Here is a 19,563-nt window from a genome sequence, read left to right as displayed (position 1 = left end):
TCTATTCGTAATAAATCTTCTTTAAAAAAATTCGAGAAATCATCTGTTGGGTCTACAACTTATATTATATATTGAGCAGCTTACAATCTTTGTCCAGAAGGATTCCCAAAGAAGAACAATTCCTAAAATCTGATCTTTTTTGAATTTGATACAAAATGATACAATGCAAAAATATTTTCCGATACAAAATACAACTACAAACAATGAGTCCTGATATAAAAAATACCAGGACTCCAGCCATTCAATCAGCCAACATATTTCATCATTTGCACTTTTCAGGCCTTTTGACTGGTATAACTGCCCATATCAATTATTATAACTATTCCGTTCTATCTGATTCCAGCAATTTAGCATAGTAACTATTTTTTTCAAGCAGCTGTTGATGGGTTCCTTTCTCTACAATCCTGCCCCGGTCCATTACCACAATTTGATCTGCATGACGTACAGTTGATAACCGATGGGCAATTGTTATCATAGTAACGCTCTGCATAGATGCGTTTAGGGCTCTGGATAAGTTACTTTCGGTTATTGTATCTAAAGCACTTGTGGCTTCGTCCATAATTATAACAGCAGGTTGTCGTAGCAGTGTCCTTGTTAAGGAAAGCCTTTGCTTTTCACCTCCTGAAAAACGATAGCCATGCTCGCCGATAGGTGTTTCATACTGCATTGGGAGGCTCATAATAAAGTCATGCAGCTTCGTGATTTTAGCAGCTGTAATTAATTCCAGGTCAGTGGCACGAGGATTAGCAAAGAGTAAATTTTCCTTTATTGTTCCATTAAGCAGGTAAGGATCCTGCGATACCACTCCCAGAATATCTGTAAGTGAATGTGAACTTAGCTTCCTGATATCAATCCCATCAATATAAATAGCACCGCCATCTACATCATAAAGTCCTGCAATAAGATAACCTACAGTGGTTTTCCCGGAGCCTGTTGCCCCAACAATAGCAACATGGCTCCCACCCGGAATATCAATGGTTATATCCGACAGCAGCTGTGCCCCGCCATCGTATGAAAAACTAACATTTTCAAGCGTTATATCGCCCTTAATCCTTTTTTTATTTAGTACAACTGCTCCAGACAGCTTACGAACCTGAGAAGGGATATCCAGATACTCGAATATACGGGAAAACAACACACGGGTCTTACGCACTTCAATACTTGTACGAAGTAACTCCTGCAGTGGGAATGTCAACTGTTCCTGTAATGCAATTAATGCCATCAGAGTACCGATTGAAACGTGATTTCCGCCCTGTGTTCTAAGTCCACCCAGCAGTAAAGTCAATGCCGGAAGAATGGTCAGCAATAAATAAATAATTTGCCACTGCCATTCATTGGAAGTATGTGATTTAACCTCTAAATCTGCAACGTCTTTCGATGTTTTTGAAAATTTCCTGATCAGAAATCCTGACTTTCCCATTGTACGGGAAAGAATCATTCCCGGTACTGATAAGGTTTCACTTATTTCTGAAGACAAGTCGGCCAGCTTTTGTCGCTGCTGATCTGCAACTTTTTCCCGCAGTGCCCCTACCCAATTACTCAATAATAAAGTTAGTGGAACAACAGTTAATGAAAACAGCGAAAGTTTCCAATCCAAAAGGAACATTGCAATGACTGTCATGATAACAACACTTAGGTTCTTCGCGGATTCATGAGCTGTGTTGGAAACCAGTTCCTGTAATGATCCGATATCCTGTGTAATTCGCGACTGAATTTCACCGCCACGCGTATCAGTGAAAAAGCTCAATGAAAGTGAATGTAAGTGTGAATATAGCTTTACCCGAAGATCATGAAGAACTGATTGTCCGATTTTTGTTGAAATTATTGTCTGAATCATATTGATTACAGCAGAAACTATGGTTACCAGAACCATTGCAATGACCAATATAACCAATAACTGCATATTAGCATGAGGAAGCGCATAATCTATGATGTTCCGTAATAAAAAGGGCATCGCCAAACCTGCTCCTGCTCCGATAAAGATGAGTATTATGGAGCCAAGTAACTTCCATCTGTAGGGTTTGAAAAATTCATAAACACGATATAGTGAAATCTGTTGTTTTCCGTTTTCAGTTGTTTTTGTTTCCTGTTTATAAGTTAAGAATTCCATCATTTTCTTATTTAATTCATTAATTGGCAGATACTACTCTTTTTTGCAGTTACTATTATAATTCCCCAATCTCAATTGCAGGACAAAAAAAATGAAAACCTGACTGAACAGAAAAATAAAATGACGAAAGTGCAATAATCCGTGATAAAAATCTTTGGTCCTCAGCTTTTTTAGCAGCAAATGTAAAAATGGCCGATTATTGCTATGAATCGGCCATCAGCACAAGTTTAATTGATATGAAGAATCTTCGCACCCAATAATTATAGTAAAGAAAACTGACTGTTAATACCTCTTCTCAAAAAGTCAAGTACATACTAAAGCAGCTACCACTCTACTAAGTTCAATTAATAGCATCGCCAAATCCCACCAGTAGTTCATCAGCATGAAAAGGTTTATTTTCGTCTCTTTTTGGGAAATTTATCGTCCGACTGATCGGAAAAATGGCTTTCTTTTTCCTTTGAAGCGCGCATTCCTCCAAACTGCCAGCTAAATGTTAACGTTGCTGCCCTGTTATAAAATCTGTTGACCTGTGTACTTTGGAAAGTAGGAGCAAAAGCATACACTGTTTCCTTAAAATTGTTCTGGAACGGATTGATTACCGCCAGCGTAAGGCTTGCTTTATTATTCATAAGATCTTTCTTTACTGCAAAACGATAGGAGTAATTAGCTGTATTTTTACCTTGCAGTGTGATAAAACCATTTCCATAATCTGCTGAAGCACTGAACTGAAGATCCTTAAGAAGAGTAACGGTATTGCTGATACTTGAATTAAAAAATGTTCCATCGTTCTTAAGTCCTAATGAATTACTTCGGAATTTTAAATGGAATACCTCAACACCAGCATTCACAGTCCAGCTTTTAATGGGATTAAAAACAGTGTTTATATTCAATCCCATTCTTGTACTTTCACCGATATTATCCGGCATGGTGTAAGAGATCCCTTTTTCATCCACTCTCGCGATCTGTTCTACCGCACTTTTATTGGAACTGTAATACAGACTGCTTGTCAGCAATGTATTTTTACTTCCTGTGTAGGTATGGGAAAGTTCAAGCTTTCTGGTAAGTTCAGGCTTCAGGTACGGATTACCCTGCGTTATGTTTAGCGGATCCGCAGCATTGGCATAAGGATTCAGGTCCATGATCCACGGACGGCGTATCCTTTCATTGTAATCTAATTTTAATTCATTACGCTCGCCTAATTTCTTTATGACCAATAAATTAGGTACCCAGTTGGAAAATTTCCGTGTGTAAGGTGCATTATTTTGAAATGTTGCGTTGATATCTGTATTTTCAAAACGTATTCCCGGACGTAAAGTCCACTCGTCTCCAAGATCAAAATTTAAAGTAACATAGGCTGAAAAGATTTGCTGCTTATACTGCATGCTTCCGGAACGGTTTGGATCTATCGGCAATGAACTGTTAATAACTTCATAAGTACTTTTTGAGGTATTTCCCAAATATTTTACTCCAGTCTCTAATGATGTCTTGCCTTCCTGTCCAAATGGATGTGAATAGTCAGCCTGTATGCTCCATTCTTTTTCCTTACTATCATTAGGTCCCTGTTCCGTAAAAACGAGTTTCCCGTCAGGTTTATATTGTTCAGTTATATAGTTTGAAATATCAGCAGCGGAAGAAGCCTGACCTATGATCTGTAATTCCTGCCCTTCTTTGTTAAATTTTTTCTGATAATTCAAGACCCATTCTGAAAAATTGAATTTACCGCTTTGTTGTGTCTTTTGCCTATACTCCTGATACTGGTCTGCACTGGTATACCGATTAAATAAGCCTCCATTTTGAGGCCACGACCCATTCCAATAGGAATAACTTGCTTCAAGGGTCTGCAGGGAATCTATTTTATATTGAGCTGAAAGGCTCGCAGAACCGCCCTTAGTTGTTTGTAACATATCTGACTCCTGAAAAAGAGAACCGGTCTGCTTTCCGTTGCTAAGGTTCGTTCTGATAAGAGACGAAGTTGTTTTTTCACGTTCCTCACTGTAGTTCCCCATCGCGGAAAAATTGAATTTTCCCGAACTCATATTAAGAGACAGGTTTCCGGTATGCTCCAAATTCCCTCCGGTCATATCCAGAGTTCCACTGGTTCCCTTTAATTTCTTTTTTGTAATGATATTCACAACCCCTGCAGCCCCTTCCGCTTCATATTTGGAAGAAGGATTTGTTATTACCTCTACAGAAACGATTGAACTTGCGGGAATCATTTTTAATGCTTCCTTCAGATTCTTTGCCATTATACGTGAAGGTATTCCATTGATAAGGACTTTAATATTGGAGTTTCCCCGCAACTTAAGATCACCGTTGGCACCAACAGTCAGCATCGGTGCTTTGTGCAGTACATCTGCGGCATTTCCTGATTTATTACTGATATCTGAAGCGGCATTATAGATGAGCTTATCCTTAGCACTTTGAACCAAAGGCTTTTTTCGGCTTGCAACCACCGTAACTCCCTCAAGCATGGTACTTTTTGTATCCATATATATTCTTCCAAGATCAAGGTTTTCCTGTTTCAGACTGATAGCCCCAGAATTATAATCTTTAAAACTTAGATAATTAATGGCAACACTTATTGTTGACATTGGTTTCGCTTTTAATATAAATACTCCATCACTGCCAGTAGTTACAGAACCGATAAGTTTTCCTCCAGCATCTTTAATAGACACTGTACTCCCTGCCAGTAGAACATTTTCATTTCCGCTTACAACCGTTCCTTTAATTTCAAGTTCATTTCCTGCCGCCTGTGCAAATACTGTTGTAGTACCCAGCATGAACGTAAGTAGCATAATCAGCCTCCACAAGTTTTTTAATAATTCTTTCATCTGCAAAAATTTAGTACAGCAAAACAAGACCATCTGCATCGGGCTTAAAAATAAAACTGACAAAGAGCCCTGATTAAATGTCAAAAACCGTTGGTCATTTTAATTTTCTGATTTACTTTTGATTTTAGAATTTTGGAGCATGCAATCGAAGCAATATGAATTTTATAATAATCATGATCTGAAATCAGTACTTTTATGAACAATATGACGATCAGCATGCGCAAAAGATGGAAACAGGAGATTATAATCTTTTGTGCAATGTATATTCTTACCATGCTCCATGAGTGGTTGTTTATCAATTCCCTGGAAAATTTCTTAAAAGGTTTTGTCTTTTTTGTGATCCTTTATATACAGGCACAGGTTCATCGGTTCTTTATTTTCAAGTTTTATGTAAACAAAAATTATTTCATCTATATCCTATTATCTTTAGCTGTTATTTCGGCAGGTGCGTCTGTTCTTTTTATAGCAGATTTCTATTGGATACAGCCGGAGTTTTTTGAACCGGATGAACTGGCACTCGGTTTTTTATATCATTTCGTGATTTGCATTATCAGTACTGCAACCATTATGGCCCTATCTCTGATGCAGAGTTATGCTTTGGAAGTTCAGCGCAGAAATATGGACCAGATTCTGCTCAACGAAATGAACCTTAAATTTCTCCATGCGCAGCTAAATCCACATTTTTTCTTTAATATGCTTAACAATCTGTATGGTGTAAGCTTAACGGAGCCCGCCCGGACTCCGGAACTCATTGTTAAATTATCTGAGCTGATGCGTTATCAGATAGAAAACGGCAATGTTCCCAAAGTTTTACTATCAGACGAAATTAACTTTATTCGGAATTATATTGATTTAGAAAGGGAAAGAATCGGTAAAAGATGTGATATACGTTTTATATGCAATCATTCGGCAGATGAAATGAAAGTATGGCAGATATCACCTCTCCTGCTTATTATACTGGTTGAAAACAGTTTTAAACATAGCCAAAATCTAACCAAGTGGTTTGTTCATATTGTTATTGAGCTGAGACAAGATACATTATATATGACCATAGATAATTCGCTGGCGGATGAGAACCTTAAAAAAATGTCTACACAGGTAGGTCTGAATAATCTCAGACAACGATTGCATTTTATCTATAACAATAATTTTAGTCTTAATGAAAAGCAATCTGAATTCACTTATGAGACAACCCTAACGCTTACTCTCGAAAAACTAATCTTATGAATCAGCTTAATTGTATTATTATTGATGATGAAGAAGGTGCCCACCGTGTACTGGAACATTTTATAAGCCAGCTTAGTCATCTTAAGCTGAACAAATCCTTTTATACCGCTGTAGAAGCAATGGAATATCTGTACAGTAACCAAGTGGATCTTATGTTCCTTGATATCAATATGCCAGGCTTAACAGGAATGGAAATGCTCGAAGCAATGTCCAATAAGCCATTTGTTATCCTCACCACTGCTTACAAAGAGTATGCATTAGAATCTTACAAATATGATGTTGTAGATTATCTCGTAAAGCCATTTGACTTCAAAACATTTCTTTCGGCAATTGATAAAGTTATTAACCGGCTGGGAACGTCTAAAAGAACTTCAGAACAGCCCAATAACGATACTGACCATATTGTGCTAAAAGTGGATAATGAAATCATAAAACTAGACTTTGGTTCCATATACTATACCCAGAGTTATGGCAATTATGTAAAATTTTTCACTGCTGAGAAAATGTATCTCAGCCAGATCACTACTCAGGAAGTGGAAAGCAAATTGGATCCCAGGCTTTTTGTCAGAATTCATAAATCTTACTTGGTTGCATTGAAGGAGATTTCCAAAATTGCCGGTGGTGAACTATCTCTAAAAAATGGGACAGTTCTGCCAATTGGAAAATTTTATAAAAAAAATGTGATTGATAGAATGAAAAACTAGCGTTATTGATTTCTGAGATCTTAACCCAACATAAATGTTATTAAAAAACAGATTTCATTTTATAAAAAGCAAAAACTGTTTGAATCAAATTAAAAAAATAAGAATTCAAACAGTTTAAATTTACTATACCATTGCGCTATTACTTAAATCTAAGATTCAGAGAAATAATATCTGAACTCATTCCTATGGATTTTGTATAGTGCCCGTATCTGATTTCAAGCATATTCAGGCGTTCTATTCCAAACAATCCGTTTTTAGGGCTAAACCGGATGCCGGCACCATAAAAATTACTGTTAAAGGTAGACAGATCATAGTTGCTTGTATAATAATCATCAAAGGCAGTATGCTGCTCATAAGGTGCAAAATACTTGGTTCCTTTTTGCGAATAATACCTGTAGAACGGACTTACTGAAACAAAAGGGGATATTTTTACCGGAGTTTCAATATTGAAGGTATTTGATCTTATACCCCAGCTATCCGTATAATACCGGTAATAGGTCCTGAAGATAAACCGGTCTCCCAGAAAATAATTAGCCCGCACTCCCAACGGAAGCTTGAATCTTTTATCCGGAAGTGTTTCCTGATGAACAGAGCCATCCGTGAAATATACCCTGTGGAAAGGCAGGCTTAGAAAGCCGGTCTGCTGTACAGCATCCGTTAGAAATTCAACCTGAAAATTCTTATTAATAATCTGGGAATAAGCTAAAGACAAGGCAAAAGTATTTCTTCCGCTTGTGCCATAATTTTCATGTTCCCGGCCTGTAGAAGCCCCTGTACGCAATTCTATAGGAGTTACAAGTTTTACCTGATCAAGATAAGTTTGAAATTTTGCTGTGAACTCTCCCATCCTGTTTCCTGTTTTCTGTGCAAAACCAATATTAGCCCCGTAAGACTGATAATCAAATTCCCCAGAAAACATTATTCCCCCGAAAATAGTACTTCCTTTACTTTCATTCTCCCGGCTCCATTGAAGTGACGGATATATCCTGGTATCTGCATGTGAGGCCGAAGAATTGGCTTTAAGATCTATCATATCTGATGAAGCTGAGGTATAATGATCTACCCCAACACTCAGATTGAATTTATTTTTGCGTTGCTTACTATCATATTTTACCATCGTAACATCAATCGTATTGGAAATGTCAGTAAGTTTTTCTGATCCCATCCCTCCGGTTACTGCAGAATTATTTCCGTCCTGATGGTAGTAGCTGGAGACAAGATTAGCCTCATCAAAGGTTAATTTTTTAGAGGGTGCTGTATTAGAATTTTCCTGTGCCTTAGCGCTTACGAACCCAAAAAGAGCCCATATGCTTATTACAATTTTTTTCATTCCTGATTTTTTAAATTTTACTCACTGTAATTACCTAATTACATCCGCAACCTCCGCCTACTTTTCCGGAATTAGCTCCTGAGGAACCTTCCCGGTAAGATTGGAAATTAAGCTCAGTCTTCTCTATAGTTCTGTTGCCTAATGCCATTTCAGCATCATTAAGCTTTGCCTTATCGTACTCTTTCAGGGCAGTACAGGAGTGGGCAAGGATCAGGATAATAGCAGCCGCCAGGCCGATTCCTATTCTTTTTATCTTATTTTTCATTGTAAATTAATGTTTTGGGATGAATAGACAGTATTGTCATCATCTATAATGATACATTCCAGCTGATGGATCTGATTCACCATATCCAATGCTGCTTTTATTCCCATAATACCGACAGGAGTTGCCATAGCATCTGCTATTTCTGCATTCGGGCAGAAAATAGTAACGCTTTTGATTCCTGAAACAGGCATTCCGGTTTTGGGATTGATGGTGTGAGAATACTTTCTGCCGTCAATGATGACAAACTTTTCGTAATTTCCTGAGGTTGCCACAGCCATATCTGTAATATTCATGTAAGAAAACGGCTGCTTTGCGTGATCCGGATCTGCAATTCCTACCGTCCATGGCTTTCCATTGCTCTGCATTCCCCATGTGGTAAGATCACCGGAGGCATTTACAATCCCAGATTGTACTCCTCTTTTCTGAAGCAGCCTTTTGGCCATTTCAGCGGCGTAGCCTTTTCCAATTCCTCCGAAGCCTATTCTCATTCCTTTCTCTTTAAGAAAAACGGTCTGTTCTTCAGGATTGAGGAGAATATTTTTATAATTCACCAGTTTTAAATGATTTTTTATGTGCTGCGGATCCGGAAGCTTTTTCATTTCCCGGTCAAAGTTCCAGAAACTTTTATCAATTCCTCCGTAGGAAATATCAAAATACCCGTCAGTAATCCGGCTGATCCGAAGGCTTCTTTCAATGAGGTCAAACACTTCCCTATCTACCTTTATCGGCTGTATTCCTGCGTAATGGTTGATCTGGCTTGTATGGCTGTTTTCATTAAAAGTGGTCAGCAGTTTTTCAATTCTCTGAATTTCTGAAACGGCTGCTTCCATATGCTGATAAGCCTTGTTTTCATTATCGTCTACAACGGTAATTTCGAAAGCATTTCCCATCAGCCTTTGCGGCTTTCTGAATTCTCTTAACATCTTAATCCTCTATTTTCTTTGCTGTTGCACCTCGCGGATCTCTTTACTGAAAGCTAAAGCATTTTCAGAAGGTAAACCCACCCAGCTTTTCAATACCTTTCCTGTCTCGTCAAGTAAAAGAGTATAGGGAAACTGCCCTTTTGAATTGTACATATCGGCAAGTGCAGCATTTTCCTTTTTCATTTCCGCGGAAAGCTGGTTCTTTTTATTTCTTGGAAAATCTGCGTTCACATAGACGATAACGTTTTCTTTCTCCAGCTTTTTAAAGTCTTCTGTCTCTATAATGTTTTTATGAAGCTTTATGCACGGAATACACCAGTCGGAACCGGAAAAATTAAGTAAAATAAGTTCTTTTTTGGCTGCAGCCTCTTTTTTGGCATTCTCAAAGCGGTTCTGAGCCACAGCGCCCATAGAAAATAAACCCATAATGAGGGTTAGAAATATTGTTTTCATTATTGTAAAATGATAATGATTATTATAATAGATTAAACTCTGTATACCATTGGTAATGGTATACAATATAAATTGGTCAACATAATATGACAACCAGTGTTGTATAAATATATTAGGAAAACAGCTGCCTTGGCGGTTCCCATGCAGTTCTCAGAAAGCCTTTATAACAGAAATCAACATCTTTTGATGGTATTTTCCCGGACTTTATTTGTTTCAAATAGTAACTGTTAAGCTCAAAATGAAAAGTATCCCCAATAATAAATAATAATGCCAATGGTGTGGTATGGATAATAAATGGCAGTTTACGATCTTTTTTATAGTCACTGTCTTTAACGGGATGATCATAGTGTGTTTTCAGAAATGCGGTTATAGACATTTCCGGATTAAGCTTTTTATGTTCCCAATAATGTTCTATCAAAGTCGGAATTTTCAACAGCTGATACACTTCGGTTGTAGAAACCAAATAAAGTGAGAGCAACAATATGGAAGCCAACTTTTTCACGAATCAAAATTATATTTTTTTTTATTACGGATAATTACTTTTCTATGTTAATTATTTCCTAAAGTAAAGCCTTTTTATAAGTTTATAAATTTCAAACCATAACACAGAAACTGAAGCAGTGAGCAATGTCAATCCAAGTTCATTTATGCTCAGAGCTGTAACGCTGAAAAATCCAGAAACGGGGGCTACATAGAGAATGACCAACAGCAGCAATACAACCAACACTGAGATTCCTGCAAGCAGGATATTCCGGTTTTTAAAACTCTCCAAAACACTGTAATGAAAAGAACGGTTCACCAGACTCAGCAGTATATTGGCAAATATCAGAGTACTGAAAACCAATGCCCGGGTTTTGGCTTCATCATTTCCATGGCCAGCGGAATATTGGTATATCCATAATATCCCAGCCGTTATGATCAATCCCTGAACAATACTTACCGAAAGTTCTTTCCAGTTCAGAAATGTATCTGTAAGGGCTCTCGGCGGCTTCTTCATTGCATTCCTTTCCATAGGTTCATTCTCGTAAACAATAGAACACGTGGGCCCCATGACCAGCTCCAGAAAAATTACATGCACCGGAGTTAATAGGTGAGGAAATACCCAACCCAGAAACAAAGGCAAAGAAACAGTGAGTATTATAGGGATATGAATGGAAATAATATACTGAATAGCTTTCTTTATATTGGCATAGATCCTGCGCCCGGCAGCTATACCTGTAACAAGTTTATCCAGATCATCATTGGTAATAACCAGCGCCGCTGCAGACTTGGCAATTTCAGTTCCTTTATTTCCCATGGCCACTCCAATATGAGCAGCTTTTAAAGCCGGGCCGTCATTCACACCATCACCCAGCATGGCTACTACATGGCCTTGTGCTTTCAAGGCAGAAATCACTTCCAGCTTTGCTTCCGGAAACATCCTTGTAAACAAAGTGGTATTTTCAGAAAGTTTGATAAGATCTGCTTCTGAATATCCTACTATTTCACTTCCATTAACGGGAGGAGTTTTATTTTCTATTCCTGCCTGTAATGCAATGGCTCTGGTGGTATCCGCATTGTCGCCTGTAATGACTTTTACTTTAATACCTGCATCATAAATATGTCTGAATACTTCTTTTATTCCCTTTTTAGGAGGATCATAAAATACAGTCAGCCCTAAAAAATCAAATCTGAAATCCTGCTGCTTATCCGGGAAATCATTTCCTTCAAAATGAGACCTGCCCACCCCAAGAACCCTGAATCCCTGATCTCCGAAGTTCTTTACTAACTGTCTTACCTTATTCTTTTCTTCTTCTGAAAGATTGGAAACACTGATGATGGCTTCCGGAGCTCCTTTAGCAGCAATAATCCTCTCTTTTTGTCCGTTTTCAAAAAGATGGGTCATCATTGGCGGTTTTCCTTCCAGCGGATATTCATGAAACAGCTGATAGTCTTTTCTTTGATCAGGCTTCCGGGTCTGTTCATAGATCTTATGCAGTGTTATTTCCATAGGATCAAAAGGTACAGGCTCACTACTCCACATCGCGTAATCAATAAGCTCATGCAGCTCTACTGTTCCAAACTCCGGCTCTTCATAAATCCTGTCAGAACGGTAATCATAAAGATGTTTCAGCTGCATAGAGTTTTCCGTAATAGTACCTGTTTTATCAGTGCAAATTACAGAAACACTTCCCAAGGTTTCCACAATACTGCTTCTTTTTATAATGATGCCTTCCCTCATTAGTTTCCAGGCACCCAAAGCCATAAAAGTAGTAAAGGCTACAGGGATCTCTTCAGGCAGTACAGACATTGCCAATGTAAGCCCGCTCAATAAACTGGTCACAAAGTCTCCCGTTTTGACAAAGCTGAAGATGCATACTGCCAGGAAGATGATGAGCCCGATAACAGCCATCCCCTTTACAAAGTTCCGGATCTGAAGCTGTAAAGGAGATATTTCTGTTTTTATATTGAGTATAGACTGTCCTATTTTTCCTACTTTGGTTTCTTTTCCAATGCTTTCAACCTCAAAAACCGCAAGTCCGGAAACCGTAATTGTTCCGCTGTACACCCTGTTATCTTCTGATCTGCTGTCCTTGAAAACAGAAAAGCTTTCTCCTGTGAGTGAGGATTCGTTAACGGAAAAATCGTTACTGTGAACAATTTTTCCGTCTGCATTGATAAGATTTCCTTCTTCGGTAATGCACAGATCACCAACTGCTATTTCAAAAGTGGGAATTTCAACAACTTTTGAATCCCTGATCACCCTGCTCAAAGGCTCATTGAGCTTTTCAAGCGCTTCCAGGGCCTTCTTGCTTCTGTTATCCTGATAAAAAGAAATTGCTGTAACACCTATAATAGCAGCAAACATGAATAAAGCCTCTCCATAATCTCCTGTAAGCACATAAATAAAGGAAACACAGATAAGCAGAATCAGCATAGGTTCTTTCAGAATATCAATGAGTAAATTTACCCATGTTTCTTTCTTAACAGCTTCAAGGCTGTTAAAACCATATTTTTTTCTGGAAACTTCTACTTCAGCTTCTGTAAGACCTTTCAAACCTTCAGGAATATTGTAATTCATACGAAATGGATATAGTATTAAATTTACTGATTGTTTTTATTATAACAGCATAACTTCTCTTTTTTAGGACTCTTTTATTGGATCTGCTTTTTTACTTCTTTTACCCACTGTTCTATTTCTGCTTTATCGGCATCAGATAATTTTGCCTCGTGATGAACAACAGTATAAGAGGTAAGAGGCATCTCACCGCTTCTTACAGTTTCCGCAACTTCATCAAGCTTACGCAGCTTTTTCTCTTTAGGATAAGTATCAAACTCATCAAAATTAAAATGTCTCTTCCCGGAATTAACATGATCTGTCAACCACCATTTTACAGGCTGGATTTTATTGTACCACGGATAAGCTGTAGTGTTGGAATGACAGTCATAACAGCTCGTTTTCAATAATCCCTGTACATGCCCGGGCACCACATAATGTTTTTCAATAGCATTTCCCGAAGGAGCTGCCGCAATATTTTTATCAGTATCAAAAAATTGGATAACGATGAGAAACAGAACTATAAAGCCTGCTCCTATTTTTATTAAAGAAGATGTTTTCATAATTTGTATTTATCTATAAGTTCTTTTATTATTCATCTGCAGTGTTCTTAAGTTTCATAAGAAGGGTATAAGCATTCTTGGTGACAATTTTCTTATTTTTAAAATCATCGGTATTAAGTATCTGTATGAACCCGTTCTCTGTTTCACCCAATGTCACAGGAGTCAGGCGGTAGGTACGCGTTTTCTCTTCCACAAAAACAAAGCTTTTTCCTTCAAAATTGACAATGCTTTCTTCAGGAACCGCATTGGAAAAAGAGGTACTTGTTTCTATTTCTGCATTCATATACATTCCCGGTACAAGGCTCTGGTCATATTTTTCAAAATGACAGTGTACTTCAGCCATACCTCCCGGGTTAACATCCTTACTGATCAGAATAATCTCTCCGTAATATTTTTTATCAGGAGCTGCATTCGTGTAGGCCGTAAACCGTTGTCCCATTTTGAGGTTTCCAAGATCTTTTTCATATACTTTAAGGTTAAGATGTATATCATCCGGATTGATGAGTTCAAAAAGGACATCCGAAGGATTTACATATTTTCCGATGTTCACATTTACCTTACTCACAAACCCATTGATGCTGCTGTAAACCGGAACGCTTTTTTTAATATTCCCGGAATTCAGCGATGCTGGGTTAATATTGATAAGGCGGAGCTGCTGTGCCAGGGAGTTCATCAGGATTTTCTGGCTGTTCATTTCAGACTGGGCCTGCTGCATGACTTTATCACTGGTAGCCTGACTTTGATTAAGGGTTTTCTGACGGTTGTAGTCCAGTTCGGCAAAATGCATTTTAGACCTTGCCATTAAATAATCCTGCTGAAGCTGGATAAACTGCGGGTTTTCAATAACGGCAATCACCTGTCCTTTTGAAACCGGCTTTCCCGGCAACAGACTGCTGGATTTGAGATATCCGCCCAGTGGAATACTTACCGAAACCAGGTTTTGCGGAGGAACATCAATCATTCCATTAAGCTTTAAAAGCGAAGATATCTTCTGTAAAGAAAGAGTTGTAGCTGCTATAGGAGCATTTTTTAATTGGGCTTCAGTAAGCGTTACTACGTTTTCATCTTTGGAAGAGACCGCTGCTGGTACCGATTCCGTTTTTCCATGGTCTTTACACTCATAAATCATGAGCAGTCCTATTATTGGCAGAGAATATGATATGATTTTAAATTTACGTTTCATTATTATGGGTTTAAAGTAAGATATTCCAATTCTATAGCACTCTGATTCAGTTTCCAGACTGCATCGGTATAGCTGTTTTTTAAGGTGACTGCCTGATTGACCAATATTACAAATTCGAGGTAATTGATCTCTCCGGCAAGAAACTGTTTTTTAGCTGTTTCAGTGATAACATCGGCGTTTTTAAGTTCTGCGCTTTCATAGCGGGAAACAATGTCAAGATTAGCCTGATAAATCCCGGATGCTTTTTTACGCTGATTCTGCAGGTTGAATTCCATATTGGCAATATCATTTTCAGCGACAGATTCTGCAATTTTAGCAGCCTGAATTCTGGCTTTCTGTCCGCCTGAAAAAACAGGAACCGAAACACCCAGCTGTACGGAATGAAATTGTGGTGCAGAGCCGTACACTTTGTCATCAGCCCCCGTTCCTTTAAAACTGTTAAGATTGTAAGCAAGCTGCAGTCCCGGAAGCAGCTTTGCTTTTTCAAGAGCTGTCTGCTGTTCGGAAACTTTTTTCTGCTGCTGCAATACCTGGATTACAGGATGTGAACTCAGTTCTTCTTTAAGTCCTCCGCTAAATAATTTCTTATCTTCAGGAACAAAATCTGTTTCAGTATTCAAAAGCCATTGCAGCTGATATTTCAAAACTGAAAGCTCCTGATTCAATTGCTTCAGCTGGATTTCAATAGCAGATTTCTGGTTGGAAGCAGTTGTTTTTTCCAAAATATTACTTTCTCCTGCTTTCAGACGAATGCTTGCTTTATCCAGAAAGTCGGTATACAGCTTTAATGTTTCCTGCAGAAGCTTTTCTTTTTCTTTCCAGTAGAGAATATTATAAAAAGTAAGGCTTACGGCTTTCTTTAGCTCATATTCTTTAAGGGAAACATTAAGCAGAGACTTTTTCCATTCTTCCGTATAAAGATTCTTTTGTTTTTTATATACAGTAGGAAATGCTATATTCTGAGAAATACCGAATTTCATATCTGTCAGGGCACTGTTGATTTGGCCATAATCCATCGTAACTCCTGTCTGAGGAATATCTGATGCTGATCTGATAAGTGCCTTTGAATACTCAGATTTTAATTTTTCATTTTTAATAATCCGGTTATTTTTCAAAGCTACATCAACGGCTTCCTCCAAAGTAACAGGGGTTTGGGATTTTACTTCAAGTCCAATAAAACAGAATAAAAATACCAATATGGAAGCTATATTTCTGTTTTTCATTTTTTTCATTTTGATTCCTTTTTCAATATTTACATAAAGCAATGGTAAAACAAACAGAGTAAGGAAAGTTGCCACTATTAATCCTCCGATAACAACTGTAGCCAGTGGCCGCTGTACTTCGGCTCCAGCTCCGTTACTCAATGCCATCGGGATAAAGCCCAGCGAAGCAACAAAGGCGGTCATAAGGACCGGGCGGAGACGTGATTCTCCTCCGTCAATAACAATTCTTACAATATTTCTCATTCCGCTTTTGTAAAGACGGTTAAACTCAGATATTAAAACAATTCCGTTCAGTACAGCTACTCCGAAAAGCGCAATAAATCCTACTCCGGCACTGATACTGAAAGGCATTCCTCTCAGAGCCAGAAAAAATACTCCTCCAATGATGGAAAGAGGAATTGCAGTATAAATAAGCAAGCTTTCTTTTACAGATTTAAATGCAAAAAACAGCATTACAAAAATAAGGGCAAGTGCAATAGGAACCGCAATCATGAGGCGCTGTTTGGCATTGTTGAGGTTCTCAAAAGATCCTCCATAGGTCATATAATAACCCGTAGGGAGCTTCATTTTCTGATCTACTTTTCCCTGCAGCTCTTCAACAATGCTTTGTACATCCCTGTCTTTTATATTAAAACCTACGACAATTCTTCTTTGGGCATTTTCTCTCTGAATCTGGTTGGGACCATTCTTCACTTCCACTTTGGCAAGCTGAGACAGCGGAATCTGATTTCCAAAAGGTGTGGGAACCAAAAGATTCTTAATATCGGTAACATTTTTCCGGTCTTTGGTATCCAGGCGTACTACCATATCGAAGCGTTTTTCACCTTCAAAAACCAGCCCTGTACTTTGTCCGGCAAATGCCGTATTGACAATTCTGTTAATATCTGCAACAGATAAATGGTACTGGGCAATTAAAGGGCGGTTGTATTCTATAATTACCTGAGGCATCCCGGAAATAGGTTCGATGTAAAGGTTCTGTGTTCCTTCAACAGTTTCTATAATTTTACCAAGTTTCTGAGCATTCTGGGAAAGAACATCCAGATCATCACCAAAAATTTTCACTACTACATCCTGTCTTGCTCCGGTCATCAATTCATTAAAACGCATCTGCACAGGATATTGAAAGCTGGCTGTAATTCCGGGTACTTCCTGAAGCTGTTTCCCCATTTTATCCGCTAATTCGGGAAAAGTAGAGGCAGAGGTCCATTCTTTTTTATCTTTCAGGATAAGCATCATATCCGAAGCATCCATCGGCATTGGGTCAGTAGGTACTTCCCCGCTTCCGATCTTTGTAACTACCTTCTGCACCTCAGGAAATCGGGATTTGAGAATGTGTGCCGCTTTTTGGGTACTTTCAATTGTTGTGGTCAAATTACTTCCCGGAAGCACTCTTGTGTCTACGGCAAAATCTCCTTCTTCAAGGGAAGGAATAAATTCGCCCCCCATTTTGGATAAAATGAAAACGGCTGTTATAAATAAGACTGCCACTACCCCAAAAACTATTTTAGGTACTCTGAGAAGTTTAAGCAAAACTGTAAGATAGATCTTCTCTACCTTTTTCATCATTTTGTCTGATAAAGTAGGTTTATTACTTCTTTTTCTCAGCAATACCGCACTCATCATCGGAATATAGGTCAGTGAAAGTAAAAATGCTCCAAGCAGTGCAAAAGCTACGGTCTGTGCCATGGGTTTGAACATTTTCCCTTCAATTCCCTGCAGGGTAAGAATTGGCAGATAAACAATCAGAATAATAATCTGTCCAAAAACAGCACTGTTCATCATCTTTCCGGCAGAATCAGTAACTAAAGCATCCATTTCTGTTTTGCCTACAGAAAACACTCTTTTGAATTTTGAATTATGGGTAAACTGATGCAGAACAGATTCCACAATAATAACTGCCCCATCAATAATAAGCCCGAAATCCAAAGCCCCAAGGCTCATAAGGTTCCCGCTGACTCCAAAAAGGTTCATCATGCAGATCGCAAACAGCATAGCCAGTGGAATTACCGAAGCCACCAGAAGCCCGGCGCGAACATTACCTAAAAACAGGACCAGTACAAAGACTACGATCAAAGCTCCTTCAGTAAGGTTCTTTTCTACCGTTCCAATAGCATTATTTACCATTTTGGTACGATCCAGAAAGGGTTCTATGACAACTCCTTTAGGAAGTGTTTTCTGAATCTGGGCAATTTTTTCTTTTACATTTTTTATAACCTGATTACTGTTTTCACCTTTAAGCATCATTACCACGGCTCCTGAAACTTCTCCCTGGTCATTAAAGGTCATGGCTCCATAACGGGTGGCAAAACCAGGTTTCACCTCAGCAATATCTCTTATGAACAGAGGAACAGCATTTGTTTTTGTTGCAATAGAAATATTGTTGATTTCTTCAATACTTCCTACCAACCCTTCACTTCTGATGTATAAAACGGTAGGCCCTTTTTCAATATAGGCACCTCCGGTATTCTGATTATTTGCCTGTAACGCATCAAATACATCATTGATCGTTATTCCATAAGCATTAAGCTTGTCTGGATTTACGGCAATCTCATACTGTTTCAGCTTACCGCCAAAACTGCTGACTTCCGCTACTCCTTTTACTCCCAGAAGCTGTCTTCTCACAATCCAATCCTGGATAGTACGAAGCTCTGTAATATTGTATTTTTTTTCATATCCCTTTTCAGGTCTTACGACATATTGGAAAATTTCGCCAAGTCCTGTAGAAATAGGACCAAGCTGGGGATTTCCTATTCCCTGCGGGATAACGGCCTGTACCTGCTGGAGCCTTTCAGCAACCTGCTGCCTGGCCCAGTAGATGTCAACATCATCTTCAAAGACAATGGTAACAAGCGATAGTCCAAATCTGGAAAAGCTCCTGATTTCCTTTAATCCTGAAATATTATTGTTGGCCTGTTCTATAGGAAAGGTAACAAGCCGTTCTATATCTGTTGCACCAAAAGAAGGGGCCATCGTAATGACCTGTACCTGATTATTGGTAATATCCGGAACAGCATCTATCGGCAGCCTGGTAACCTGATAAGAACCAACTCCGATAAGCCCCAGTATCAACAATGCAATAATGAGTTTATTCTTTACAGAAAACTCAATGATTTTTGTAAGCATAAAATGATTGATTATCTTAATTATTGTAATGAAATTCTGGTATCCTGAAACGTAACCCCAAGTATCTACATTTCATGTAAACACCTATAAGGAAACAGAATACCTTCCCAATCAAAAAATGACTGAGAAAACAGATTAAGATTGACAGAATCTTGGCGGCTGCCAGATAGAATTGAGGATTTCTTTATTGTAAAGAGCGCTCTTATAAAAGACCTTTTTGATCTCGATAGGGCTAAATACTTTCCCTATACAATGAAAATCTAAGGAAGGATTAATAGTGAAAACCACAGATAACAGGTTTGCATGTGAAACAAAAGGTAATTTCTGGTCCTGATCGTGGTCACTGTCTTTCACAGGATGATCATAATGAGTTTTCAGAAATGCAGTAAGTGACATTTCAGGATTCAGGTTTTTATGCTGAATATAATGCTCAATAAGAAGCGGCATTTTCAAAAGCTGATACAGTTCGGTTGTAGAAACCAAATACAATGTTAACAACAATATGGAGATCAGCTTTTTCACTCTATCAAAATTATAAAATTTTTCATTAAGAATGATTTTAAATAAGAAGTGCTATGCCCAAAATAAAGT

At 38.3% G+C, this 19,563-nt stretch carries 14 protein-coding genes; 2 read left to right on the top strand and 12 right to left on the bottom strand.

The genetic code is table 11. The features are described from left to right. Positions 1-319: 319 nt before the first annotated feature. Together EG339_RS16965 and EG339_RS16960 are read right to left on the bottom strand one after the other, a co-directional pair. The gene (locus EG339_RS16965; RefSeq protein WP_228459638.1) at positions 320-2,113 is read right to left on the bottom strand and encodes an ABC transporter ATP-binding protein; all 1,794 of its coding nucleotides are present in this window, start codon (positions 2,111-2,113) and stop codon (positions 320-322) included. Positions 2,114-2,502: 389 nt separating this feature from the next. Then, positions 2,503-4,941: a TonB-dependent receptor domain-containing protein gene (locus tag EG339_RS16960; RefSeq protein ID WP_228459637.1), complete on the bottom strand. Its 2,439-nt coding sequence runs from the start codon at positions 4,939-4,941 to the stop codon at positions 2,503-2,505. 195 nt (positions 4,942-5,136) lie between these two features. On the opposite strand from EG339_RS16960, the gene EG339_RS16955 reads away from it, so the two are divergent. Continuing rightward, positions 5,137-6,168, top strand: a complete 1,032-nt coding sequence (locus EG339_RS16955; RefSeq protein ID WP_123871135.1) for a sensor histidine kinase — start codon at positions 5,137-5,139, stop codon at positions 6,166-6,168. Next, positions 6,165-6,872 carry a LytR/AlgR family response regulator transcription factor gene (locus tag EG339_RS16950; RefSeq protein WP_123871134.1) on the top strand — a complete coding sequence of 236 codons (708 nt, stop codon included), beginning with the start codon at positions 6,165-6,167 and terminating at the stop codon, positions 6,870-6,872. The genes EG339_RS16955 and EG339_RS16950 overlap by 4 nt, the downstream gene beginning before the upstream one ends. Positions 6,873-7,011: 139 nt before the next feature. On the opposite strand, the gene EG339_RS16945 is transcribed toward EG339_RS16950, so the two are convergent. From EG339_RS16945 to EG339_RS16900, 10 genes are all read right to left on the bottom strand, one after another. Further along, positions 7,012-8,202 carry a DUF3570 domain-containing protein gene (locus tag EG339_RS16945; protein WP_123871133.1) on the bottom strand — a complete coding sequence of 397 codons (1,191 nt, stop codon included), beginning with the start codon at positions 8,200-8,202 and terminating at the stop codon, positions 7,012-7,014. Between the two features lie 34 nt (positions 8,203-8,236). Then, entirely contained in the window at positions 8,237-8,467 is a 231-nt protein-coding gene (locus EG339_RS16940; RefSeq protein WP_123871132.1) for a DUF4266 domain-containing protein, read from the bottom strand. Next, a complete protein-coding gene (locus tag EG339_RS16935) occupies positions 8,464-9,390 on the bottom strand; it encodes an FAD:protein FMN transferase (RefSeq protein ID WP_123871131.1) in 927 nt (308 codons plus the stop codon). The genes EG339_RS16940 and EG339_RS16935 overlap by 4 nt, the downstream gene beginning before the upstream one ends. A 9-nt stretch (positions 9,391-9,399) precedes the next feature. Further along, positions 9,400-9,843, bottom strand: coding sequence for a thioredoxin family protein (locus EG339_RS16930; RefSeq protein ID WP_123871130.1), 444 nt, complete (start codon positions 9,841-9,843; stop codon positions 9,400-9,402). Positions 9,844-9,955: 112 nt separating this feature from the next. After that, positions 9,956-10,345, bottom strand: coding sequence for a hypothetical protein (locus tag EG339_RS16925; protein WP_123871129.1), 390 nt, complete (start codon positions 10,343-10,345; stop codon positions 9,956-9,958). Positions 10,346-10,396: 51 nt separating this feature from the next. After that, positions 10,397-12,904: a cation-translocating P-type ATPase gene (locus EG339_RS16920; protein ID WP_123871128.1), complete on the bottom strand. Its 2,508-nt coding sequence runs from the start codon at positions 12,902-12,904 to the stop codon at positions 10,397-10,399. Positions 12,905-12,978: 74 nt separating this feature from the next. Continuing rightward, positions 12,979-13,443: a heme-binding domain-containing protein gene (locus EG339_RS16915; RefSeq protein WP_123871127.1), complete on the bottom strand. Its 465-nt coding sequence runs from the start codon at positions 13,441-13,443 to the stop codon at positions 12,979-12,981. Positions 13,444-13,471: 28 nt separating this feature from the next. Continuing rightward, positions 13,472-14,626, bottom strand: a complete 1,155-nt coding sequence (locus EG339_RS16910) for an efflux RND transporter periplasmic adaptor subunit (RefSeq protein WP_123871126.1) — start codon at positions 14,624-14,626, stop codon at positions 13,472-13,474. A gap of 2 nt (positions 14,627-14,628) precedes the next feature. Continuing rightward, positions 14,629-18,972: a CusA/CzcA family heavy metal efflux RND transporter gene (locus EG339_RS16905; protein WP_123871125.1), complete on the bottom strand. Its 4,344-nt coding sequence runs from the start codon at positions 18,970-18,972 to the stop codon at positions 14,629-14,631. Positions 18,973-19,107: 135 nt separating this feature from the next. Then, a complete protein-coding gene (locus tag EG339_RS16900; protein ID WP_164465350.1) occupies positions 19,108-19,494 on the bottom strand; it encodes a hypothetical protein in 387 nt (128 codons plus the stop codon). Positions 19,495-19,563: the final 69 nt, after the last annotated feature.

It is taken from the genome of Chryseobacterium bernardetii, assembly GCF_003815975.1.
Taxonomy (GTDB): Bacteria; Bacteroidota; Bacteroidia; order Flavobacteriales; family Weeksellaceae; genus Chryseobacterium; species Chryseobacterium bernardetii.
The sequence above is the reverse complement of the archived record's forward strand: the minus strand, read 5'-3'. Positions and strand labels throughout refer to the sequence as shown.